General features: G+C 35.3%; 19 protein-coding genes. All 19 read right to left on the reverse strand.

Going from position 1 to position 24,199, the window contains the following annotated elements:
* Nucleotides 1-126: 126 nt before the first annotated feature.
* Entirely contained in the window at nucleotides 127-1,077 is a 951-nt protein-coding gene (locus HLK68_RS13055; protein ID WP_006783338.1) for an ABC transporter permease, read from the reverse strand.
* Nucleotides 1,077-2,174 carry an ABC transporter permease gene (locus HLK68_RS13060; protein WP_006783337.1) on the reverse strand — a complete coding sequence of 366 codons (1,098 nt, stop codon included), beginning with the start codon at nucleotides 2,172-2,174 and terminating at the stop codon, nucleotides 1,077-1,079. The genes HLK68_RS13055 and HLK68_RS13060 overlap by 1 nt, the downstream gene beginning before the upstream one ends.
* Nucleotides 2,174-3,703, reverse strand: coding sequence for an ABC transporter ATP-binding protein (locus tag HLK68_RS13065; RefSeq protein ID WP_006783336.1), 1,530 nt, complete (start codon nucleotides 3,701-3,703; stop codon nucleotides 2,174-2,176). Before HLK68_RS13065 ends, HLK68_RS13060 begins: the two co-directional genes overlap by 1 nt.
* Nucleotides 3,704-3,878: 175 nt before the next feature.
* Nucleotides 3,879-5,003: a BMP family lipoprotein gene (locus HLK68_RS13070; protein WP_006783335.1), complete on the reverse strand. Its 1,125-nt coding sequence runs from the start codon at nucleotides 5,001-5,003 to the stop codon at nucleotides 3,879-3,881.
* Between the two features lie 259 nt (nucleotides 5,004-5,262).
* Nucleotides 5,263-6,360: a BMP family lipoprotein gene (locus tag HLK68_RS13075; protein WP_132942935.1), complete on the reverse strand. Its 1,098-nt coding sequence runs from the start codon at nucleotides 6,358-6,360 to the stop codon at nucleotides 5,263-5,265.
* 124 nt (nucleotides 6,361-6,484) lie between these two features.
* Nucleotides 6,485-7,633, reverse strand: a complete 1,149-nt coding sequence (locus tag HLK68_RS13080; RefSeq protein ID WP_006783333.1) for a BMP family lipoprotein — start codon at nucleotides 7,631-7,633, stop codon at nucleotides 6,485-6,487.
* 125 nt (nucleotides 7,634-7,758) lie between these two features.
* On the reverse strand, nucleotides 7,759-10,071 hold the full coding sequence (locus tag HLK68_RS13085) for an FtsK/SpoIIIE family DNA translocase (RefSeq protein ID WP_006783332.1): 2,313 nt from the start codon (nucleotides 10,069-10,071) through the stop codon (nucleotides 7,759-7,761).
* A gap of 142 nt (nucleotides 10,072-10,213) precedes the next feature.
* Nucleotides 10,214-11,965: a ribonuclease J gene (locus tag HLK68_RS13090; RefSeq protein ID WP_006783331.1), complete on the reverse strand. Its 1,752-nt coding sequence runs from the start codon at nucleotides 11,963-11,965 to the stop codon at nucleotides 10,214-10,216.
* Between the two features lie 557 nt (nucleotides 11,966-12,522).
* Complete coding sequence (gene dapA, locus HLK68_RS13095) at nucleotides 12,523-13,404, reverse strand: 4-hydroxy-tetrahydrodipicolinate synthase (RefSeq protein ID WP_055164859.1); 882 nt, start codon at nucleotides 13,402-13,404, stop codon at nucleotides 12,523-12,525.
* Nucleotides 13,405-13,423: 19 nt separating this feature from the next.
* Nucleotides 13,424-14,461: an aspartate kinase gene (locus tag HLK68_RS13100; RefSeq protein WP_009607676.1), complete on the reverse strand. Its 1,038-nt coding sequence runs from the start codon at nucleotides 14,459-14,461 to the stop codon at nucleotides 13,424-13,426.
* 1 nt (nucleotide 14,462) lies between these two features.
* Nucleotides 14,463-15,500 carry an aspartate-semialdehyde dehydrogenase gene (locus tag HLK68_RS13105; protein ID WP_006783328.1) on the reverse strand — a complete coding sequence of 346 codons (1,038 nt, stop codon included), beginning with the start codon at nucleotides 15,498-15,500 and terminating at the stop codon, nucleotides 14,463-14,465.
* A 3-nt stretch (nucleotides 15,501-15,503) separates the two neighbouring features.
* On the reverse strand, nucleotides 15,504-16,337 hold the full coding sequence (locus HLK68_RS13110) for an NAD(P)-dependent oxidoreductase (RefSeq protein ID WP_006783327.1): 834 nt from the start codon (nucleotides 16,335-16,337) through the stop codon (nucleotides 15,504-15,506).
* 144 nt (nucleotides 16,338-16,481) lie between these two features.
* Nucleotides 16,482-17,417 (reverse strand): polysaccharide deacetylase family protein, encoded by a 936-nt coding sequence (locus HLK68_RS13115; RefSeq protein ID WP_006783326.1) that lies wholly within the window; start codon nucleotides 17,415-17,417, stop codon nucleotides 16,482-16,484.
* Nucleotides 17,418-17,577: 160 nt separating this feature from the next.
* Nucleotides 17,578-19,683 carry a polyribonucleotide nucleotidyltransferase gene (pnp, locus tag HLK68_RS13120; RefSeq protein WP_006783325.1) on the reverse strand — a complete coding sequence of 702 codons (2,106 nt, stop codon included), beginning with the start codon at nucleotides 19,681-19,683 and terminating at the stop codon, nucleotides 17,578-17,580.
* A 261-nt stretch (nucleotides 19,684-19,944) separates the two neighbouring features.
* Nucleotides 19,945-20,214, reverse strand: coding sequence for a 30S ribosomal protein S15 (rpsO, locus tag HLK68_RS13125; protein ID WP_006783324.1), 270 nt, complete (start codon nucleotides 20,212-20,214; stop codon nucleotides 19,945-19,947).
* 116 nt (nucleotides 20,215-20,330) lie between these two features.
* Nucleotides 20,331-21,248: a bifunctional riboflavin kinase/FAD synthetase gene (locus HLK68_RS13130; RefSeq protein ID WP_006783323.1), complete on the reverse strand. Its 918-nt coding sequence runs from the start codon at nucleotides 21,246-21,248 to the stop codon at nucleotides 20,331-20,333.
* Between the two features lie 12 nt (nucleotides 21,249-21,260).
* The gene (gene truB / locus HLK68_RS13135; protein ID WP_006783322.1) at nucleotides 21,261-22,163 is read right to left on the reverse strand and encodes a tRNA pseudouridine(55) synthase TruB; all 903 of its coding nucleotides are present in this window, start codon (nucleotides 22,161-22,163) and stop codon (nucleotides 21,261-21,263) included.
* A gap of 21 nt (nucleotides 22,164-22,184) precedes the next feature.
* A complete protein-coding gene (gene hemW / locus HLK68_RS13140) occupies nucleotides 22,185-23,321 on the reverse strand; it encodes a radical SAM family heme chaperone HemW (protein ID WP_009607670.1) in 1,137 nt (378 codons plus the stop codon).
* A gap of 11 nt (nucleotides 23,322-23,332) precedes the next feature.
* The gene (locus tag HLK68_RS13145) at nucleotides 23,333-24,103 is read right to left on the reverse strand and encodes a histidinol-phosphatase (RefSeq protein ID WP_006783320.1); all 771 of its coding nucleotides are present in this window, start codon (nucleotides 24,101-24,103) and stop codon (nucleotides 23,333-23,335) included.
* Nucleotides 24,104-24,199 lie beyond the last annotated feature (96 nt).

The following is a 24,199-nucleotide window of genomic DNA, read 5'->3' on the forward strand; positions in this document are numbered from 1 at the left end:
TTATCGCCCCTCCTTGATAAGATATATTCTTATATTATAAGCAAAAATAGCAAGATAAGCAAATCTATGTCTTATCTTGCCCTAAAAATAAACAAAAAGACAGGAGCTCCTGTCTTTTTGTTTATTTTAACGTTTTCCTTTATCGTAAGGTTCCCCAGCTGCCTTTGGTCCGACAATATTACGACTAAATACAACTAAAGCGACTAATGTCATCACATATGGTAACGCGTTATAAAACTCCATCGGAATTTCAAATGATTTTAACGTATCATTAATTAAAGCTAATTGCCCTAATGTTTTCATAAATCCAAAGAAGAACGAAGCGAATAATACGGTCCATGGATTCCATTTACCAAAAATTAAAGCTGCTAATGCTAAGAATCCAAGCCCTGCAACCGATCCGTTAAATTCTCCAGATGTGGTAACAATAATTAAAGCGCCTCCGATTCCCGATAGGAATCCAGATGCTAACACACCAAAATAACGCATTTTATAAACATTAATCCCCATTGAATCAGCTGCTTGTGGATGTTCTCCACACGCGCGCAGACGTAATCCAAAAGATGTTTTAAAGACAATATACCAAGTTAAAACTACTAATCCTAATACAATAAAAGTGGTTAAATACATCTTGCTAAAGAATAAAGGTCCAATAATAGGAATATCCGATAAGATTGGGGCATCAAAACGTGAGACACCTTTGAGGATACTAATATTTTGAGATCCTGTTAAAGTACGTGCTAAGAAAATAGTTAGCGCGGGTGCTAATAAGTTAATAGCAGTTCCTGAAATAACTTGATCGGCCTTAAGATTAATACTCGCATACGCATGTAATAAAGAGAATAAACATCCCGCTACTCCACCAAGTAAAATTCCAATCCAAATCGTTGAATCACTACCCTGATAAGCTTGATTGATATAAAATGCAGTCGTGAAAGCCCCAATGACCATTAAACCTTCTAATCCAATATTAACGACTCCACTGCGTTCACTAAATAATCCACCTAATGCTGTGACTAACATCGGTGCTGTAAACGCAAGAGCATACGGCATCATTGCCACAATAAATTCCCACATTATTTAACACCTCCATCTTTTCTCTTCGGTGCTACTTTTTTAAAGAAACTTTGAATTAATAAAGCAATCGCTGAGAAGTAAATAATTGTTGAAATAATAATATCAATTAACTCTTTTGGGACAGCTGTCATTGCTTGCATGAATTCTCCTCCTACCTTCATAAATCCAAATAAGAAAGCAGATAAGAAGACACCAATTGGTGTATTTAATCCAAGTAACGCAACGGCAATTCCATCAAATCCTTGCGTTGGTAAAACACCAATTTTAACATGATTCGTATAACCAACATAATAGGTCGCTCCTGCAAGACCTGCTAAACATCCGGCAATAATCATTGAAAGAATGATATTACGTTTAACTTTCATCCCTGCGTAATGTGCCGCATCTGGATTAAATCCAACAGCCTTTAATTCATATCCAAACGTCGTTTTATCTAAAATTAACCAAACAACAAGGCAAGCCAAAATCGCTAAAATAAATCCAATATTGATCGATGAACCATCAAAAAGTGATGTCATCCAAGCCGTTTTTAATGATGCTGTCTCACTAATGGTTGCAGATTCTGTGCTATATTTTCCTGGAATAAATGTCGTTACGCCATATTGAACCATCCAAAGTGCAATATAATTCATCATAATTGATGTCACAACTTCGTGAATTTTAAATTTTGCTTTTAATAAACCTGGGATAATCGCCCAAACTCCACCTGCTAACATCGCGACTAACACCACCACTGGTAGATGAATAAAACGAGGTAAATCAAGGATAATCCCACAGTAAACCGCTGCAAAACCACCGACTAACATTTGACCTGAAACCCCAATATTAAATAATCCAGTTCTAAAGGCAAATGCCACTGATAATCCCGTTAAAACTAATGGTGTCATCTGCAATAAAGTATTTCCAAACTGTTTTAAGTTTCCACTCATGATGCCTTTAAATCCACCTTGGAATAAATACGAAAATCCTTCTGCTGGGTTATACCCTAAACATAATAAAACAATAAATCCAATGATGAAGCCAAGAATAACAGAAGCAAAAGGTGCCAATTTTTTTTGAACATTGTCATCCGCTAGACTAAAATTAATCTTTTTCATTATTCCTCACCTCTTTGTTTACCTGCACCGGCCATTAATAATCCAATTTCTTTTTCATTTGTGTTGGCTGTTTCTAAAATCGCAACAATTTCACCTTCATAAATAACAGCGACGCGATCTGAAACATTTAAAATTTCATCAAGTTCTAACGAGATAAGTAAAACGCCACGTCCTTTGTCACGTTCTGCAATTAATTCTCGATGAACATATTCAATAGCTCCTACATCGAGACCACGAGTCGGTTGTGCTGCGATTAACAACTTCGGTGAACGAACTACTTCACGTGCAATAATTGCCTTTTGTTGATTCCCACCTGACATACTACGTGTAATAGTGGTGCTACCCTGTCCACTGCGAACATCGAATCGTTCAATTAACTGCTCTGACTGTTCACGAATAGCTTGTCGGTTTAGGAAGCCACCTTTACTAAATGAGGGCTGATAATAGGTTTGTAAAATAAAGTTATCTTCTAATGAATAATCTAAAACTAATCCATGCTTATGACGATCCTCTGGGATGTGCCCAATTCCTGCCTCAGTACGTTTTCGAACTGGTAATTTACTAATATCATTTCCAGCTAATTTCACTATTCCTGAATCAGCAGGTTTTAATCCTGTAATAGCTTCGATTAATTCACTTTGACCATTTCCTTCAATTCCAGCAACACCTAAAATTTCACCTTCATGGACCGTCAAAGATAAATTTTTAAGTGCTGAAACGCCACGATTGTTTTTAACCGTTAGATTTTCAACTTGTAAAACAGGGGCTCCAACTTTAGCCGCGTCTTTATCTAGTTTAAACGTTACTTGACGCCCAACCATTAAATCAGCCAATTCTTGCTCTGAAGTATCAGCCACTACGACTGTTCCAATCCCTTTTCCTTTTCGGATAATGGTACAATGCTTCGCCACTGCTTTAATTTCTTTCAATTTATGTGTAATCACAATAATAGATTTACCTTCAGCGGTTAACTGACGCATAATTTCCATTAAATGTTCAATTTCTTGTGGTGTTAAAACAGCTGTTGGCTCATCAAAAATTAAAATTTCAGCATTTCGATATAACATTTTTAAAATTTCAACACGTTGTTGCATTCCAACTGAAATATCTTCAATTTTAGCATATGGGTCAACATGTAAGTTATAACGTTCTGATAATTCAGCTACACGTTTAGCTGCCTTTTTGATATTGATACGCCCACCAAATAGCTTCGGTTCATTACCTAGAACGATATTTTCGGTAACCGTAAAATTATGAACTAACTTAAAATGCTGATGGACCATCCCAATTCCTAACTCAGTTGCGACATTTGGGTCTGTAATCTTAACTTCTTTTCCGCGAACTTTAATACATCCTTCTTCTGGCTTATATAGTCCAAATAGAACACTCATCAGTGTTGATTTACCAGCGCCATTTTCTCCTAAAAGGGCATGAATTTCTCCTGGTTCAACTTGCAGTGTAATATTATCATTGGCTTTAATCCCTGGAAATTCTTTTGTGATGTTCAACATTTCAATCACGTATTCCATGATTTAACCCCTTTCTTTTTTATGATAACGTATCCAATGTCGGTGATAATGAACTCCATGGTATACTCTCTTACTTAGTATGTGTTAAATCCTATTCTTATTATTTACTTTAAAAAAAGTACGCCTGTGAACAGGCGTACTTCGTTTAACAAACAATCAATAGTATTTAAATGAATTATTTAAAGTTAATATTGCTTGCGTCATATCCTAATTCTGCTAACATTAATTCTAATTCTTCTGCAGAAGTTGGAGCAACTACTGTACCTGCTTTGATAGCTTCGAATACTTCATTTGTTTTGGTAGTTGTATCTTCTGTTAAGTTTGGATTCACTTCAGGTAATCCAATTCCATTTGTTTTAGCATCCATTGTGATGACTTGCCCACCTGGGAAGTTTCCATTTACAAATGCATCAATGTTTTCATAAGCTGCATTATCAATACGTTTGATGGCAGAAGTTAAGATAACAGATTTACCATTTGACATGACACCTTCTTCATATTGGTCTACGTCAACTCCAATCACATAAACTTCTTCACCAGCTTCTGCACGAGTTTTAGCTTCATTGATAACACCATTTCCAACTCCACCAGCTGCTACGAACACAATATCGATTCCTTTATCGTACATTCCACCAGCTTGCGCTTGTCCACCTTGAACATCAGTGAATGTTCCATTGTATAAATAATCAGCTACTTCAACTTCTAATCCATAAGTAGCATTCGCGTAAGCAACACCTGCTACATATCCGAATCCGAATTTTTCAACAGCAGGAATTTTCATTCCTCCAATGAATCCAACTTTTCCTGTTTGTGTTTGTAAAGCGGCTGCAACACCTGCTAAGAATCCAGCTTCTTGCTCAGCAAAGTAAATCGCAACTGTATTTTCAGCCATCTCAGCCGGTTGTCCATCTAAAATGATGAATTTTGTATCTGGGTTTGCAACTTGTAATTCGTTGATTGCTTCTTCAAATTTGAATCCAGGAGCAACAATAATTTGATTTCCTGACATGATTAAATTATCTGCTGCACTTAAGTAGTCTTCTTTCGCTTCCCCACCTGGTTGAACATATTTCACTTCAACACCTGTGTGATCAGCTGCATATTGTTGGATTCCAGCCCAAGTTCCTTGGTTAAATGATTTGTCATCAATGGTTCCTGAGTCTGTCATCATCCCAACTTTTACAGTCGTTTGATTTCCAGTTTGAGGTGTTTCAGTTTTTGCTTCTTCTGCTCCTCCACAAGCAGTTAGTCCAACTGTAGCACACATTGCAACAGCAAACATAGAAAGTAATTTTTTCATTTGTATGGCCTCCTCATATTTTATACATCTTAAGTTTAACAGAAAAGCTATTTAATGTAAATATTTTGTCGCTTTTTGTTAAGTATAAATTGTATTAAAAGACCAAATATTACTTTTCTTTTTTAAAACTACGATTAAGTTTTAAGTTGATTGCATTGAATATGTTTTTAAAATGATTCCTCCCAATCTAAAAATAGGCGCCTAACATAAAAGCTTTTAAAGAAGGAATAATCTTTCTTTAAAAGCTTTTATAAATGATCTAATTATAATTTATTAGGCTAGCATCATATTGATACTCAGCTAAAAAGGCTGTTAATTCTTCAGCTGTCTTAGGAACACTTAACTGATCATTTTTCATCAAGTTAAGTGCTGCTTCTATTTTTTCTAATGTCTCAGTTGTTAAATTAGGATTTTCTAAAGGAATCCCAACTCCATTTGCTTTTGCATCCATAATGATCACCTCTCCACCACGAAATTCACTTTGACCAATATCATCCAATGCATCATAAGCCGCATTATCAATTCGCTTAATCGCAGAAGTTAGGATAACTGATTGGTCATCTCCTAATTTTCCCTCCTCATATTGATCAATATCAACCCCAATTACATACACCTCTTCCTGATTCTCAGTACGTGCTTTGGCCTCATTAATCACACCATTTCCAACGGCAGCTGCCGCTGAGAAGATAATATCCACCCCTTTATCGTACATGCCTCCGGCCATCATTTGCCCACCTTGTACATCATAAAAGGTCCCTTGAAATTGATAATCAGTCACTATCGTCTTCGTTCCATACAATTGATTAGCATAAGCAACACCCGCTACATAGCCTCTTCCAAATTTTTCAACAGCTGGTATTTTCATTCCACCTATAAAAGCAACTTTTTCTGTTTTAGATTGAAGAGCTGCCGCCATTCCAACTAAAAATCCAGCTTCATTTTCTGCAAAATAGATAGACATTGTATTAGGACTTTCTACAGATGGTTGCCCATCTAATAAAACAAATTTAACTTCTGGATTTTCTTGTTGTAATTTCGTAATCGCCTCTTCAAATTTAAATCCTGGTGCAATGACAATGTTACTACCTGCCATGATTAAATTATCACCTGATGTGACATAATCTTCCGTTGTTTCGCCTGACGGTTGAACAAACTGTGCCTTTACGCCTTCATGATCCTCAACGTAACGTTGGATTCCTTCCCACGTTCCTTGATTAAACGACTTATCATCGATGCTTCCCGAGTCAATCAACATTCCAATTTTTAACGCTTCTTCACTCTTTGATGAATTGTTACAAGCGACTAATACAAAGCTAAGTATTAAAAAAAATAGAATGCTTATACTATTTTTTTTCATAGTTGAACCTCCTTTTATGACATTTTTTTATCTTCTTTTATTATTCATCAAATTCACTGACTTATTACTTATTTTCCACAAACATCAAAAAAAGAGGGGATATCAATCTTCCTCTTTTTTTAAATTATTGAGTTAAATCAGTTGAAACGACAATTTCTCCCGAGATAATTTTTTCCTGATAGTCCTGAACGATACTAACAGTATTCCCTTCTAACTGCTCATTTTCTAAGGTCACCCTAACGCCCCCGTTTTCAAGCCCTAAAATGAGCTGATTTCCAAGCGTAAATTCTTGTGTTAACCACCCATTTAAAAGATTAGAAACTGCGACGTCAACATTTTTCAAAACGGATGTTAATACCACTGAGTTTCCATTTGAAAGACGACCTTCTTCTAATAAATCGATGACTGAATTTATCACCCATACAGGACGATGATTTTGTGTATACTGTTTCGCCACTTCAATGACATCATGTTGTAAAGAACCTACCCTCTCGAATACAATATCATGATGATCATCATACAAGCTTTTAACGACCTGCTTTAAATCAACTGTTGAAATTGATTTTAAAATATATTTTTCTGTTACTTCAATATCAGAACGAACGGCTTTAGCACCTGCTATAAATCCACAACCATATTTGTTCTCTACTGATGAATCATCTGCATAGCCTAAATAAGCAATCTTATTGGTATTCGTTTGTAAAGCAGCTATGACTCCTGCTAAAAAGGCTGCAGATTCTTCATGAAATTTAACTCCAAATACATTTGATGACTTCGTGTAATAGTCAAAGGTTAAAAAAACAATATCCGGATAATTATTGATGATGGTTTCAAGTTCTTTCTCATATGTTGAATTCGGTATTAAAATCAATTGCGCCCCACTTGCAATTAATTGATTCACCGTATTTAAATAACTATTTGCATTATTTTCTTTGGGTGTTTCCACTTCAAATTTAATTTCAGGATATTCCCTATTCAATTCCTTACTTATCTTTTGAAGTAATTCACGATTTAAATCTTGATGGGGATCATCTACTAAGCCAACTTTCAATTTCGTCGCCACTTCAACCACTTGGCGTGTCATAGGTTGTTGATCCTCTTGTTCTTCGCTAACCGTCTCAATTGAAATAGGCTGTAGTAATTTAATACTGCTCGTCTCCTCTTCACCTGTTTGAAATGTACCTAGACTCTGATTGAATGGTTGACATCCCGTACAAAGCAAAAGACTCATTGCAAAGGTTGCAATCGCCACTCGCTTTTGATTAAGCCCCATTTATAAAACCCCTTTCATCAGCACTCTTTTATTTTATCACATCTCTTATGTCTAATTAAATCATATTTTGTATCATATGCTTTCCCCTGACATAAAAATGTCAACTCGGCGCTTTTACGATGAAACTATTTCAAATTCGACATTAATTCTTGACACTGCCCCTCTGACATCAAGACCTCACGTGGCTTACTTCCTTCACTTGGACCAATTAATCCTGCCGATTCTAAATCATCCACAATTCTAGCTGCACGATTATATCCAATACGGAAACGTCTTTGTAAGAGCGAAGCTGAAACTTTTTTACTTTCAATAATATAAGATAACACTTCTCTCATCAGTGGATCTTCCATCGTATTGCTTTCACTTTGCCCTTGTTCTAAATTTTCTAAGAAATCTTGTTTAATCTCCTCATGTTGGACTTGATTCTTAATAAACTCTACAATTCGAACAACTTCTTCATCCGAAATAAACGCACCTTGCACACGCGTTGGATTTGAAGCTCCCATTGGTAAAAATAACATATCCCCTTTTCCGAGTAACTTCTCCGCTCCTGGCATATCAATAATCGTACGTGAATCGACAGCCGATGAAACACCGAACGCAATACGAGATGGGATATTCGCCTTAATAACTCCGGTAATGACATCTACTGAAGGTCGTTGTGTTGCGATAATCAAATGAATTCCAGCAGCACGTGCCATTTGAGTTAATCGCATAATACACTCCTCTACTTCTTTTGACGCAACCATCATTAAATCCGCTAACTCGTCAATAATTACCACAACAAATGGTAAAACCGTCTTTTTAATTTCATTCGTCTCATTTTGATGACGAACATAATCATTATAACCTTCAATATTACGAGTTCCACTCTCACTGAACAATTCATAGCGATATTCCATTTCCGTCACCACTTTTTTTAACGCAAGAGACGCAAGGCGTGGATCCGTCACAACTGGTGCTAATAAATGTGGAACCCCATTGTAACCATTTAACTCTACCTTTTTCGGGTCAATCATTAACATCTTCACTTCATTCGGAGTCGCACGCATTAAGATACTACAAATAATTGTATTAATACAAACTGACTTTCCTGAACCTGTTGCGCCTGCTACAAGTAAGTGAGGCATTTTATTTAATGGTGAATACACTGTTTTTCCCGAGATATCTCGTCCGAGAACCATTAAAAGTTTTTCTGATTGCTGTTTTTGCGGAACTTCCTTTACAATCTCCTTAAATGTCACTAGCGTTTGTTTAGGATTTGGAACTTCAATCCCAATAGCAGACTTTCCTGGAATAGGAGCCTCGATTCGAATCCCTTTCGCCGCAAGTGCTAAGGCGATATCATCGGTTAAGCCAATAATTTTACTAACTTTTACACCGACATTTGGTAAAATTTCAAATCGTGTGACAGCAGGTCCGATATGAACTTCTTGAACTTTTGCCTTCACATCAAAATTCTTAAATGTGTCTTCAAGTTTTCTGGCTTGTGCTTTTGCACTAACCAGCATCCGTTGCGAATTATTAGTTTGTTGATAATCTACAAGCAAATCTAATGGAGGTAGGGTGTAATTCTCATCACTCATAAACGTTTCAATCGTTGAATGAGGTTCTACTTTTTCCTGTTTTATTTTTTCAGCAAAATCACTAATTTTAAACTCGAGTTCTTCCTCCCCTTCCTCTTGCAATTCAACCTCTTGATCAAACGTTGTAATGGTTACCTCATCATTCTCAAAATCAAAAATAGGAGTGGTTGTGTCGATCATCGCATTCAACTCTTCTGCCTCTTCTTCTATCTCTTCCTGATCGGATCTCTTTTTCACCTTAGGTTTAGTTGCTTTTTTTACTTTTTTCATTCTTTTTTCTCGATACTCAAGTCTAGATAGTTTGATTCCTTCATATACATCTTTAAATGTTAAATTAAAGACGAGTAATGTTCCATAACAAAGAATAACTAAAGATAAAATATATAATCCAATTGCTGTCATTAATGGAACGAAAATCCCATAAATTACAGATCCAATGAATCCGCCACCTACTGTAAAGGTCGTATTTAAGACATCATTATTCCAATAATAATTAACCATCCCGGAAAGCAACGGTGTATTGTGTGCATTAAATTCACGATAAACCGGGAGATGACTAAATGAAATAAAAGCAATAAACATTAAATAGTAACCAATTTGACGCGTCGTAAAAAACGTCGGAACTTTTCGACTAAAAATCATTTTACCACCATTGATAATCATCGCCAGAGCCACTACCCAAAAAAACTCACCAAAAACAAATAAGAAAATTCGCTTCAAAAAAGTTCCGATAATTCCAAGTTGACCTAGAGTTAAAATAGATAATAAGATTAAGCCAATTCCAATTAACTCAATATATAAATCCGTAACAAACGTTTGTTTTTTTTGTTTCACTTTCTTTTTTTGTGCCATAATAATCCCTCTATTACTTCATAATCGTACTTTACTTATTATCTCATAAAATCCCTAATTTTCCATTAATATCTGACGTTCTTTTTTTAGAAATCTTGAACTAAGTCAAAAACAGCTGCCGTTTGGCAGCTGTTCAATTGGATTATAAATTAAATTCTTCTACAATTGGAATAATAATGGGTTTACGTTTTGTCTTGTTAAACAATAACTTCCCAATTTTATCACGTAATTCTTGACGTAATCCTTGCCAGTTTACATATTGTTCTGTCACAAATTGACCAATAATATTTCGAACCAACTCATCAAGTGCCGCATATAACTCTTCATTACCTTTTTCGTAAACAAATCCTTTACTCACAATTTGTGGTCCTGCGACAATTTCTTTTGTATTTTTATTTAAATTAGCAATCACCACAATAATTCCATCATTGGCCATTAATTGACGATCACGTAAGACCACACTTCCGATATCACCCACGCCCAATCCATCAACTAATACTTGATCAATTTGAATATGTTCCGTATGATTAACTAATTCACCTTGTTGAAATTCAACCACATCACCATTATCTAACAAAATAACATTTTCTGTATTATATCCCATTTTCTCAGCAATTTTAGCATGAGCGACTAAATTACGATATTCTCCAATAACAGGCATAATGTATTGTGGTTTTAATAAGTTCATCATTAATTTCAAATCTTCACTACTTGCGTGAGAAGAAGGTAATAAATTTTTATTAATCGCAACCACACTTGCCCCTGTACGGTATAATAAATCTAGTGTGCGAGCTGCTTTAATTTCATTTCCTGGAATAGGAGCAGTTGCCACAATAACCGTATCACTTTTTTCAATATGAATTAAACGATCCTGATGTTTTGCCATGCGAATCAAGGCATTAAATGGTTCGTAGCGATTTCCAGTTGCTAAAACAACAAGATTAGACAGATTATTATCATTTTTTTCATCGATATACAGTAAATTCATGAGCGCAGATTTCGGAATTCGCAAATAACCAAGTTTAACCGAAATATCAACAATACGTTGCATCTTACGTCCAATAATGGCAATCTTACGTCCATTTTGAATCGCTAAATCAATCACTAATTGAATACGATGTAAATCCGATGAATAAAGCGAACAAATAATGCGCCCCTCAGCACGTGAAAAAGCTTCTTCTAATTCATAAGTTAAAGAACTGCCTGTACTTGTATGCCCTGATTTTTCGGCATTGATACTCTCCGATAATAAACAAAGAACACCTTCCTTTGAAATTTCAGAAATACGTGCATAATTAGTTTGATAACGCCCCTTAGCACTTTGATCGAATGTAAAATCAGACGTATATACAATCACTCCATCTGTTGTATGAATACAAATCGCAACAGAATCTGGAATGCTGTGAGTTGTTTTGAAGAATGTGACTTTTATATCTCCAAAAAATAGCTCGTTATTTTCTCGAATTTTATATAATTTATAGTTTTTAAAATCAAGTCCATTTTCACTAAGTGAATCTTCTACTAATGCCATCGTTAAGCGTGTCCCATAAATTGGAACATTAATCAAACTCAATAATTGAGGTAAGGCCCCGATGTGATCTTCATGCCCATGTGATAAGAAAATCCCTTGTACACGTGACACATTCTCTTTTAAATAAGTAAAATCTGGAATTACCGCATCAACACCCAGCAAATCTTCAGTTGGATATTTCAACCCTGCATCTAAAACAAATATTTTATCATTTACTTCTACCACATATAAATTTTTTCCGTTTTCATCTAATCCGCCTAATGCAAATACTTTGATTTTTTGTTCAACTACTGATGACACATTTTTATCGCTATCAAAACTGCTATCACTTGATAACAGGTTACATTTTTGACAACGATTCACCTCCTTTATATCTTGAATTAACGTTAAAGCATTTCGTTGTAACGGACGTTTTTTTGCTTTTAACTTTTAAATAAATGGTTTTAAATCACAATCCTGTCCTCTTCTCATGGGACTTCAAATGTACAATTCCTTCTAAAGTACGTTTACTTATTTTGAAGATGCTTAATGTTATTTTTGAATTACTTTCCTAAACGTCAATATCAATAGGTTTTGTTCTCAATCTTAAATTAGTTCTATTTCTTCGAACAATATCCTACCCTCAAAATTAAAATAAATAAAAATGATTCATAAAAATTAAAAAACATGGCATCCCATCAATAAACTTAAAATTTGAGAAAAAGACCTAATCCTTATTACTCTTTACATTCTTGTAAGATAATAAGTCTGTCAAATTCTCTCAATTATCATTTAAAAGAAACTGCGTAATCTCTATATTCATTATAGTACACAACGCAAGATAATGACAAGTATATCCTTCTTTTTTATTTAACATTCGCTTTTTTCCTCTTTAAAATACGAAAAAACGTCTGTCACACTTCAAACAGACGTTTTGATTCTTATTCATCTATCAAATCTTTGATTTCATTAAATAAATCTAATGCCTCAAACTGATCCATCTCTACAAGGGGTAAACGAAGTGATCCGACATCCATTCCCATTTGATTTAAAATCGCTTTGATTGGAATCGGATTCGTGGTACTAAACAATCCTTTATAAAGTGGCATTAATTTATTTTGTAAAGCTTCCGCCTCTTCTAATTTTCCTTCTTTAAATAATTTATAGATTTGATTCATTTGTAACCCTGCTACATGTGAAGCAACTGAAACAACCCCAGCTCCTCCAAGTTTTAATGCTTCTAAATAATTAGAATCGTCGCCACTATATAAGGCAAAATCGGAAGGCATTACTTCTTTAAGTTGTTTTAATAATGTTAAGTCACCGCTTGAATCTTTAATTCCGACAACATTTTTAAGTTGTGCTAACTCCAAAATGGTTTCTAAATCTAAACTAACCCCCGTACGCGATGGAATATTGTATAAAATAATAGGTAAATCTGTTGAATTTGCCACTTCTTTATAATGCGTTAATAAGCCAATTTTATTTGGTTTATTATAATATGGAGTAACCACCAAAACACCATCAGCACCAATTTCTTCTGCTAATTTAACATTATGAATCGTTGTTTTCGTATTATTAGTTCCAACACCACAAATAATAGGGACACTTCCGCCTGCAAAATCAACTGCTGTTTCCCAAATACGCAAACGTTCAATTGCTGTTAATGTTGGGGCTTCCCCTGTTGTCCCTGTAATGACTAGACTGGTTGATCCGTGTTTTAATAAATGAATAATCAGTTTTCTTAAGCTACCAACATTGAGCTGATTATATTCATCAAAAGGTGTAACCATTGCCGTAATAACCGGACCAAAACTATTCATTCTTCTCACATCCTTCTCATTAAGTTAAGTTACAGTGCAAGAAATTAAGAGTATCCTCAAGTTTCATTGCACTCACATAGTATGTTTCTTCTTTAGGCGAACGTTGTTGATTAATCAAACTGACTCGCACATAATTTTCCTCTTTTTGATAACTAATTTTATTTTCTGTTAAGTAGTCTTCTACGACTTTCTCATCTTGACTGGAAGCATACCAATAAAGTCCGTGTTTAGTAAGTGGCTGACAATTAATAGGAGTGGTCACCCCTACTAATTCATAGCGAGTATAACCCGTTTTATAAGCTAGACTAATACTACTAATTTCCTCTTCTACGACATAAGTTCCAATATGATCGGCTGTTGTTGATCGAAGTCGAAGTTTAACATGATTTTGTTTAGCAAGTTCAACTGCCTTTAAATGAATAACCTTAGCACCTCTAGCCGCTAATGCAATTAAGTTATCATAACTTATTTTCTCTAATACCCTTGCATTTTTAACTAATTTTGGATCAGCAGTCATAACACCTTCAACATCTGAATAAATATCAACATAAACGGCATGGAGGGCTGCTCCGAGTGCAACGGCTGACGTATCACTTCCACCTCGACCAAGCGTTGTGATTTCATTTTCTGATGTGGTTCCGACAAATCCTGGTACAACCACTACTTGATACTCTTTTAATTGACTTAACAAATAATCCGTTTCAACCTTTTCAATATTTGCATTACTAAAATTTCGGTCTGTTTTAATTCCAACCTCATTTGGTGCTAAGGCACAAGCCTTCAAGCCTTCTTGTTGTAAAAAATCAGACATCACAATACTTGAAATTACTTCACCACAAGAGATAAGACGATCACTTTCCTTTTTACTTAGATGATAAGCAACGAGTGATTTTAACGTATCTGTCGCGTAGGGGGCTCCAACTCGCCCCATAGCTGACACGACAACAACTACTCTATATCCAGCATTTACTTCCCGTCTAATATGTTTAAATGCCTCATATCTTGTTTTTTCATCACAAACTGAAGTTCCACCAAACTTTAAAACCACGATATCCATTTCAATCACCTAACAATCCATGACGATGCATATAATAAGCAATTTGAACACTATTTAGAGCTGCTCCTTTTAGAATGTTATCCGCAACAATCCAAAGATGAATCACATCGTCTTCAAATAAATCCTTCCGTATTCTTCCTACATAAACATCATCGTGATGCGCTAAATAATAAGCCATCGGATATTTTTGAGATTCAATCTCATCATAAAGGACGACATCCGATGAGTTTTTGAATAAATCCATAATTTCTTGGCGATTTTGAACGGGACCTTTTAGCTTCACAGTCGCACAAACACTATGTCCATATCGCACGGGAACCCTAGCACACGTTGCATTGACCTTAAGACTTGAATCGCTTAAAATTTTTCGTGTTTCATTAATCATCTTAATTTCTTCTTTGGTGTATCCATTCTCCATAAACACATCAATCTGGGGAATAACATTGTGTGCCATTTGATAATGAACTTTATCTGATCGGGTCGGTAAAATTTGTGGAACATAATCATCTTGTTCCAACTCTTGATTATATTCATATAACGCTTTGGCTCCCGCACCTGAAATCGCCTGATAAGTTGCTACATTGACCGATTCAATGCCGTAAACATCCATTAAAGGTTTTAAAGCAACCACTAATTGAATCGTTGAACAATTTGGATTAGCAATTAACTTCATTTCATGAGTTAAAACGTCTGCATTTACCTCGGGAACCACGAGTGGAATATCTTGATGCATTCTAAATGCACTTGTATTATCAATGACGACAGCACCTTTAGAAACCGCAATCGGTGCAAATTTTTCTGACACACTTCCTCCAGCACTAAAAAAAGCAAGATCGATTCCATCGAAAGAATTTTCCGTCAATTCTTCAATGATGAGGGGTTGCCCTTTAAATACCATGCTTTTCCCAGCCGAACGGCTTGATGCCAATAACTTTAATGAAGTCACCGGAATAGGATAACGTTCTAATGTTTCAACCATACTTTTTCCAACTTCACCACTTGCGCCTACAATCGCAACCGAATATCCGTATCGGTTCATTCTTTATCTCCCCTTTTTATCAGCAGTCGCAATATAATTGGTTAAAAAGCGGAAAAGATAATAAGCTGCTGTTTTAGGAGCAACAATACTTGGAAGCGATCCAGCCAATTCTGCCTGTATTCCGATTTGTTTTGCATAATCAAAGTCGACTCCACCTGGTTTACTACTTACATCAATAATATAGCAATCTTTTGGAACATAATTTAAAGCTTCTTCATCTAACACCATAGCTGGAACAGTATTTACAATCACATCATAATGTTGCAAATCTTCAACCATTAAATCAATATGAATAGGCGTTAATCCCATTTCAAACAATCTCGCCTCGTCTTTTTTCTTTCTAAAGGTCACGGTGACATGCGCACCTAACGCTTTCAAATCTCTGGCAATGGTTTGACCTGTTCTACCTGCCCCAATCACTAATATTTCAGCTTGATGAATCGTTATTTCTGTGTTTTTAATAATATTAAAAATAACGCCTTCTGCTGTTGGAATAGAATTATAAATAGCCACTTCATCATAGTCAAAAATTACTTCACATTTTCTAGGGACAACTTGAAGCAATTCAACTAATTTCGGGTATTTAATTGGGGTTAAAATGGTACAATCTTCGGGTAAACTCAAGAGCACTTCTTCACTTAATCGCAAATTGGTATTTGCAATTTTCCCACTTGCACTAATTCCTCCAAACGGCAAAATAAAATAACGAGTTTGCTTTAAAATATTAAAATCAAAACTCAATGATTCCGGATGATACTCAACTAAATCAAGTCCACTTTCTCGAATAAAACCAGTTAAGTAATTCATTCGCTTATCATTATTAATAATTAAAATCATTATCTATCACCTACCTCAAGTTTTCTTACGTTGTATTTTATGACTTTTAACCCCTAGTGGTGACAGTAATCGAGGTTCTTCTCTACTTATTGCTTTCAAAGAAAAAGAGCCTAATTTTAAAAATTAGACTCTTTTTTTCACCTTTTATTTTGTACATTCTGGACGAGTTCCCGCTACCATTTCATCAACTGTTTTAAATTGATACCCTTTTTCTTTTAACTGATTAATCATTGGCTCTAAAGCAATGACCGTTTCAGGTTTAGGATGCATTAAGATTAAGGTCCCAGGTTCAACCTTACTCATCACACGATTAATCATTTGATCAGCACTTCCTCCCATCCAATCAATGGTATCTGCTGTCCAAAGAATAGTATACATCGATTGATCCGCTGCAGCCTTTAGGGTTCGATCATTAAACTCACCACCAGGAGGGGCAAAATAAACAATTGGTTCATTGATAATTGATGATAACACGTCATTCGTTTTCGTGATTTCTTCTACATATTGCTCATATGTATATCCTCCCCATTTTGAGGGATGAGAATACGAATGATTTCCAATTAAATGTCCATCTGTATATAATTTAGAAACCTGATTTTTATGTTTTTCAGCATAACGACCTTCAACAAAGAAGTTTGCTTTTACCCCTAGTCGATCCAAAATCGTAATCATTTTATCTAGTTCCTCTTCACCCCAAGCTACATTTATTAATAAAGAAACATAATTTCCTTCTTCATTTCCTTTGTAAATGGGTTCATTTCTAAAATCTTCTGGACTATTTTGATAAGGGATACTTTTACACATTAGTAAAGATTCATCAAAACTTCCATTTAATAACATATTATTATAAGATAATTCATAATCTATCTCTGCTCCCATCAATCCCGGAACAAATTTAAACACAGAATCTTTTCGTGGTTCAACCGGATCTTGACGGTGATTTTGCATGTAATCCATCAATTGAATGGAAATTTCATCATTCATATTGGCAACGGGGGATGATTTTTGAAAAAAATTCAAACTAATCACAATGCTAACATACCCTACGATGGCGAGTAAGGTTACGATATTTTGTTTCATTTTCTGACACCTCTAATTTTATGACAAGTATTTAACATAAATCTTTTACATTTTACCCAAAATAAAGTTAACCTATACTCAAATTATTTTTTCACATTCTTAAAAATACCTTAAAAAATAAAAAAAGTCCTATTGTATCCCCTACAATAGGACTTTTTGATTAAGCTTGCTCTGCCGCTTGTTCTTTCATTGCTTCTTTACGTGATAAGTTAACACGACCACGCTCATCCACTTCTGTTACTTTAACTAAGATTTCATCACCAATAGCTACAACATCTTCTGTTTTAGCAACACGTTCTTCAGCCAATTGAGAGATATGAACTAATCCATCTTGTCCTGGGAAAATTTCAACAAAGGCACCGAATTTTTCGATTCGTACCACCTTACCTAAATAAATTTTACCGACTTCAACTTCACGAACAATATCTTCAATCATTGCAACGGCTTGATTAATGTTTTGTGAGTTGTCATGTAAGATGTAAACTGTTCCATCTTGCTCAATATCAATTTTAACACCTGTTTTATCAATAATTTCATTGATTTGTTTTCCACCAGGGCCGATGACATCGCGGATTTTATCAACTTTAATTGTAATGACTTTAATTTTTGGTGCAAATGCAGATAGTTCTTCACGCGTTTCAGAAATAGTCCCTAACATATGGTTAAGAATTTGCATACGTCCAACTTTTGCCTGTTGTAAGGCTTCTTCTAAAATTTGACGATTTAACCCTTCAATTTTAATATCCATTTGAAGAGCTGTTACCCCTTTAGCTGTTCCAGCCACTTTAAAGTCCATATCTCCTAAATGATCTTCCATTCCTTGAATATCAGTTAAAACGGTGTAATTTTCACCTTTTTTAACTAATCCCATCGCAATCCCAGCAACTGGTGCTTTAATCGGAACTCCAGCTGCCATTAAGGCCATTGTGGAAGCACAAATTGAAGCTTGTGATGTCGATCCATTTGATTCTAAGACTTCTGATACTAAACGAACTGTATATGGGAAGTCTTTTTCAGAAGGCATGACTTGTTTTAATGCGCGCTCTCCTAAGGCACCATGTCCAATCTCTCGACGACCTGGTGCCCCGTAACGCCCTGTCTCTCCTACAGAGAATGGAGGGAAATTATAATGGTGCATAAAACGTTTTGTTTCTTCTACTTCTAATCCATCTAACATTTGATGCTCATTTAAGGCACCTAATGTACAAACTGATAAAGCTTGCGTTTGTCCACGTGTAAACAACGCTGATCCATGTGTACGTGGTAATAAATCAACACGTGAAGATAATGGACGAATTTCATCAATCTTACGACCATCTGGACGTACTTTTTCATCAGTAATTAAGCGACGGACTTCTTCTTTTACAATTTTATTTAAAACTTCTTTTACTTGCTTTAATTCTTTGTCACTTGCTTCTTCTGATTCGAATACGTCTAAAACACGTGCATTAACGGCGTCAATTGCTTCTTGGCGCGCATGTTTTTCAACGACTTGAATCGCGGCTAGCATGTCTGCTTCTGCCATTTCACGAACACGTGCATTAATCGTCGCATCCACTTCATATAGGTTTAAATCCATTTTCGGTTGTCCAATTTCAGCCACAATTTGCTCTTGGAAAGCAACAATTTGTTTAATCATCTCATGACCAAACATAATCGCCTCTAACATATCTTCTTCTGGAACTTCTTTTGCTCCAGCTTCAACCATGTTGATCGCATCTTTTGTTCCAGCAACCGTTAAATCAATATCTGACTTCTCTAATTCCTCTACGGTTGGATTAATAATAAATTTTCCATCTACTCGACCTACAACAACTCCCGCAATCGGTCCTTCAAATGGAATATCTGAAATTGATAAAGATAATGATGATCCAATCATCGCTGCAATGGCAGGCGAATTATCGTGATCAACACTCATTACATAGTTAATCACTTGGACATCGTTACGGAATCCATCTGGGAATAAAGGACGAATTGGACGGTCAATTAAACGTCCTGATAAAACAGCATGCTCACTTGGGCGTCCTTCACGTTTAATAAACCCACCTGGTACTTTTCCAACAGCATAAAGACGCTCTTCATATCCAATTGTTAATGGGAAAAAATCTATATCTTTAGGTTCTTTTGAAGCAACACAAGTTGATAAGACAACTGTGTCACCATAGCGTACTAAAACCGAAGCATTCGCTTGCTTTGCCAATTCCCCAATTTCAAATGAAAGGGGACGACCAGCCAGTTCAAACGAATAAACGTGTTTCTCTGACATATTATATTACTCCTTCATATTCTACATTTATATTTATTCTTTTCTATCATACCATAAGCAAATAATTTTACGAAATAATTTTTTTCATAATCATCCCTAATTTGCCAAGTTCGTCTTTTTTTTGTTTTAAAAGTGTTTTATTCTGCCTTTTTACTTCAATCTAGACAATTTTATTATTCTCAACTGCTTATTAAATTATCACGAGTTATGACATACGGTGATCATAAAAAAAAGAACCTTCTACCGAAGGTTCCTCTTTTATTATCGACGTAATCCTAAACGCTCGATTAATGAAGCGTAACGGTTGATGTCTTTGTTACGTAAGTAAGTTAATAAGTTACGACGTTTACCAACCATACGTAATAATCCACGACGTGAATGGTGGTCATGTTTGTGCTCTTTTAAGTGTCCGTTTAAACGGTTGATTTCAGCCGTTAAAACTGCGATTTGTACTTCTGGAGAACCTGTATCTCCTTCGTGTACTGCATAAGCTTTGATGATTTCTTGTTTTTCTGTTTTAGAAATAGCCATTACTATTACCTCCTAATATTTTTTCATACGCCTTATACCAAGCAAATCGCTGGAGGAGCTAAAAGCATAGAATAAGGACTTTTTTATTGTATCATAATTTTAAATTAATTCAAGTCCTATTTGAAATATCCTCTGACCGTTTTACGATCATGATTTAACTGTGTCATCAAGGCTTCAATGGAAGAAAAACGTTCTTCATCACGAAGACGATGATAAAATTCAACCTTCATTTCTTGACCATAAATATCTTGATTAAAATCTAAAATATGAACTTCAACCGACACATTATCGATAAAATTAAACGTTGGATTATGGCCGATATTACACATTCCAGCATAAGATTGCCCCTTCACCCAAACTCTAACGGCATAAACTCCATTTTTAGGAATAATATAGGCTTCAGTCGTTGCGACATTTGCAGTTGGGAAACCAATTTGTCTTCCCTTTTGTTGTCCACTAATCACTGTTCCACAAAGCGTATACGGTCTTCCAAGCATTTCATTTGCTTTTTCAATATTTCCAACAGCTAAGTAAGACTTGATTTCAGTTGCTCCGATTTTTTCTCCTTCAATTTCTTTTTTATCCGTTACATTTAAGCTGAATTTTTCTGGGTATTGTCGAAGTAACTCCACTGAACCTTCTCCCTTCTTTCCAAATCGAAAATCAAAGCCGGTCGAAACGTGCTCTACCTTCATCTTAACTAAATAACGTTCAATAAAATCTATCGCTCTAAGTGATGCCAACTCTTCATTAAAAGTTAAAATCATTAAATAATCAACTCCAAGTTCCGTTAATAAACGAACTTTTTCAGTTGGTGGGGTTATCAAGTGTTCAGAACTTAATTTTTTCAAGATCACATTTGGATTAGGTGAAAAGGTCATCACAGCACTTTTTAATCCATTTTTTTTAGCATATTCAATCGCTTCTTTAATCACTAGTTGATGCCCAATATGTAAACCATCAAAATACCCTAAGGCTACACTTAATCCCTCTTCTGAATTAAAGGATGTTTGATTTAAATTCAAAACTTTCATTTTACTCACTTCCTAAAAGAATCCCCTTACGGATTTCATGACTGGTTTCGACTCGTGCTTCTCATACACGGCTAAACATTGCCCAGATTGACTAAAAATTGCAAATTGAGGAGTTTCTATATTTCCAACTTGTTCAGGATGTAATTGAACTCCATTTCGAACTAACTTTTCAACCCAGTGATCAACCGTTACCTTTGGAAAATCTTCAAAAGCTTGTTCAATCGTTAATAAACTTAAGGACTGATGCTCAACCTTTTCTTTTAATTGATCGATCGATAAACAATCTGAAATTTTAAAAACACCAGATGCAATACGTCGAAGGTGTGACATATGAGCTGGATATCCTAGCTTTTCACCAATCGTTACGGCTACTGTTCGAACGAATAACCCTTTACTTCCTTTGACACGGAAACTAAATTTCACACAACCCGTTTGCTCATCTTGAATAACCTCTCCAAGTAATTCTAATTCATAAATCGTCACTTCACGACGAGGTCGTTCAACCGTTTGCCCTGCTCTTGCATATTCATATAGTTTTTTTCCATTGACCTTAACCGCTGAATACATAGGAGGAACTTGAATACTCGTTCCTAACATTGATTTTAATACCGCTTTAACTTCTTCTTTTGTAATCTGACGATGAATGGGTTTCGATTCAACGACTTCCCCATCTGCATCTTCGGTCGTCGTTGAAAAACCAATCGTCACCTCACCCAAATATTCTTTTTCATTTGCCGTTAAAAATTGCGAAATTTTAGTTGCACGACCGATGCAAAGTGGTAAAACCCCGGTTACACTTGGGTCAAGTGTTCCTGTATGCCCTACTTTTTTTGTCTTTAGCACTTTACGGACAATATTAACACAATCATGTGATGTCATTCCTGCTGGTTTATCTAATAACAATACGCCATCCATGCCTTCACCTCATTATTTCCTTTAAATCGATAATAAAAACTGCTCAAAAACTTCATTTGCCATCAATAAGCCACTTGGAGTTAGCCGGACATTTAATTCTTTTTGTTCTAAATATCCCTTTTGAATTAATTCTTCAAACGCTTTTCCATAAATCTCATCGATATTCACATCGTATTTATCACTAATCGCCTTTAAATTAACACCCTTTAATAATCTTAAACCGAGAAACATTTCTTCTTCAATCATTTCCTCTTTCGTTAACGCATGTGATTCTATCATTGGGAGCTTCCCATCTTTTAATAGCTCAATATACGTATTGATAGAACGAGTATTTTGATAACGCTGCCCCTTAACATAACCATGCGCGCCAAGTCCTACACCAATATACGTCTCATTTTTCCAGTACCACTGATTATGTAAACTTGGTTTAGATTTTGCAAAATTGCTAATTTCATAATGCTCATATCCCGCTTCTGTTAACGTCTCAATCGTCACTTCATACATCTTGGCTTCTATTTCATTATCTGTTAGCTCAATTTGATCTCTCATATAAGCTAAGTATAATTGAGTATGTTCTTCTACGATTAAGGAATAAGCTGAGATATGCTCCACCTCTAGTGAAATAACCTGTCTTAAATCATCTCTTAACTCATCAAGTGTTTGTCCTGGAATGGCATAAATCAAATCTAAATTAATATTTTTAATTCCACATTGTTTTAAGTTAGCAACCGCTTGAATAACCTCTTGAGCCTGATGTTTTCTTCCAATTCGCTTTAATAAAGATTCATGAAAAGTTTGAACGCCCAAACTAAATCGATTCACACCTTGAGCTTTTAAATATTGAATTTTATCACGTGTTAAATTTTCAGGATTTGCTTCAATACTAAACTCTTGAATCTGATTCATCTGGATCTGTTCCGTTAAAAAATCAAAAACTGGTTGAATTTGCTCCACACTTAAAGCCGTCGGTGTTCCTCCCCCAATATAAATACTTTGGAGGTTTGAAAACCCAACGTTCTGTTGATACAGTTTCAATTCTTGAATCAATGCTTCGATATATTCAGCATGTCGTTGTCCTTTTGTTAAAAGCTTTGGAAAATCACAATATGTACAGATATGATCACAAAATGGGATATGTATATATAATCCTTTTGGCATACCGTTCACCATTATAAACGGTCTAACACGTTTAAATGAAGACGTTTAGCCATCTCACGTGCCATGATCATATATTCATCATTTAAAAATTTAGGATTATGACAATCAGAGTTAACGATCACCTTTGTCTCTTTAAATTCTGTTGCAATTAACGACCAGAACTTTTCAGATGGATAAGGATAACGAACCCCATCTTCATATCGTTTTTTCCCGCGTCTAAAACCATTTGCATTTAATTCTAAAATGACATCATATTGATTGGCAGCTTTTGCAATTTGACGAGTTGCTCTAATGCACGCCTCATCCCATTTAGGGTAAAGTGTCATAAAAACATCTGGGTGAGCTAGAATTTTAAATAAGCCAGTTGACATCGCTTCAACAATTTTAGCCGCATATAATTCAAGTTGCTCTGGTCTTGTAAAATGAAACGCATCTTGATATTTTCCATCTAAATAAATATAATGTTGAGCTAATACTAGATAATCCGTCTTTGCAGCTAAACTCGCAATATAATCATGAGTATGAGGGAAATATTCACATTCGAATGCCTTCAGCAAATGAATTTGTGGATATTTCTTCTGAGCCTCTTCAATATCATTTAAATAAATGTCTAAATCTTCAAACTCCATACGACGTCCCATTTCAGGGAAGTTTTCATAAGGAACATGACAACTCATTCCAAGTTCTGTATAGTTTTGATTTACCGCTTCTAAAACATAGTCTTCAACTGTTCCTTTAGCATGTTTACAACGGTCATGATGTGTATGATAATTAGTTAACATCTTCTCACCTTCTTATGTAGTCTCTATTAAACAGTTTATCCTAAGTTTGTCATAGTATAAACTAAGTTGCTTTTTATTATGGAAAAAGAGAGGTTT

The sequence above is a fragment of the Turicibacter sanguinis genome, from assembly GCF_013046825.1.
GTDB classification, from domain to species: Bacteria; Bacillota_I; Bacilli_A; order MOL361; family Turicibacteraceae; genus Turicibacter; species Turicibacter sanguinis.

Excerpts from the sequence above, each read along its gene's own strand:
- HLK68_RS13055 (WP_006783338.1), bottom strand. The coding sequence starts at position 1,077 with ATGTGGGAATTTATTGTGGCAATGATGCCGTATGCTCTTGCGTTTACA.
- HLK68_RS13060 (WP_006783337.1), bottom strand. The coding sequence starts at position 2,174 with ATGAAAAAGATTAATTTTAGTCTAGCGGATGACAATGTTCAAAAAAAA.
- HLK68_RS13065 (WP_006783336.1), bottom strand. The coding sequence starts at position 3,703 with ATGGAATACGTGATTGAAATGTTGAACATCACAAAAGAATTTCCAGGG.
- HLK68_RS13070 (WP_006783335.1), bottom strand. The coding sequence starts at position 5,003 with ATGAAAAAATTACTTTCTATGTTTGCTGTTGCAATGTGTGCTACAGTT.
- HLK68_RS13075 (WP_132942935.1), bottom strand. The coding sequence starts at position 6,360 with ATGAAAAAAAATAGTATAAGCATTCTATTTTTTTTAATACTTAGCTTT.
- HLK68_RS13080 (WP_006783333.1), bottom strand. The coding sequence starts at position 7,633 with ATGGGGCTTAATCAAAAGCGAGTGGCGATTGCAACCTTTGCAATGAGT.
- HLK68_RS13085 (WP_006783332.1), bottom strand. The coding sequence starts at position 10,071 with ATGGCACAAAAAAAGAAAGTGAAACAAAAAAAACAAACGTTTGTTACG.
- dapA (WP_055164859.1), bottom strand. The coding sequence starts at position 13,404 with ATGAATAGTTTTGGTCCGGTTATTACGGCAATGGTTACACCTTTTGAT.
- HLK68_RS13100 (WP_009607676.1), bottom strand. The coding sequence starts at position 14,461 with ATGGATATCGTGGTTTTAAAGTTTGGTGGAACTTCAGTTTGTGATGAA.
- HLK68_RS13105 (WP_006783328.1), bottom strand. The coding sequence starts at position 15,500 with ATGAACCGATACGGATATTCGGTTGCGATTGTAGGCGCAAGTGGTGAA.
- HLK68_RS13110 (WP_006783327.1), bottom strand. The coding sequence starts at position 16,337 with ATGATTTTAATTATTAATAATGATAAGCGAATGAATTACTTAACTGGT.
- HLK68_RS13115 (WP_006783326.1), bottom strand. The coding sequence starts at position 17,417 with ATGAAACAAAATATCGTAACCTTACTCGCCATCGTAGGGTATGTTAGC.
- pnp (WP_006783325.1), bottom strand. The coding sequence starts at position 19,683 with ATGTCAGAGAAACACGTTTATTCGTTTGAACTGGCTGGTCGTCCCCTT.
- rpsO (WP_006783324.1), bottom strand. The coding sequence starts at position 20,214 with ATGGCTATTTCTAAAACAGAAAAACAAGAAATCATCAAAGCTTATGCA.
- HLK68_RS13130 (WP_006783323.1), bottom strand. The coding sequence starts at position 21,248 with ATGAAAGTTTTGAATTTAAATCAAACATCCTTTAATTCAGAAGAGGGA.
- truB (WP_006783322.1), bottom strand. The coding sequence starts at position 22,163 with ATGGATGGCGTATTGTTATTAGATAAACCAGCAGGAATGACATCACAT.
- hemW (WP_009607670.1), bottom strand. The coding sequence starts at position 23,321 with ATGCCAAAAGGATTATATATACATATCCCATTTTGTGATCATATCTGT.
- HLK68_RS13145 (WP_006783320.1), bottom strand. The coding sequence starts at position 24,103 with ATGTTAACTAATTATCATACACATCATGACCGTTGTAAACATGCTAAA.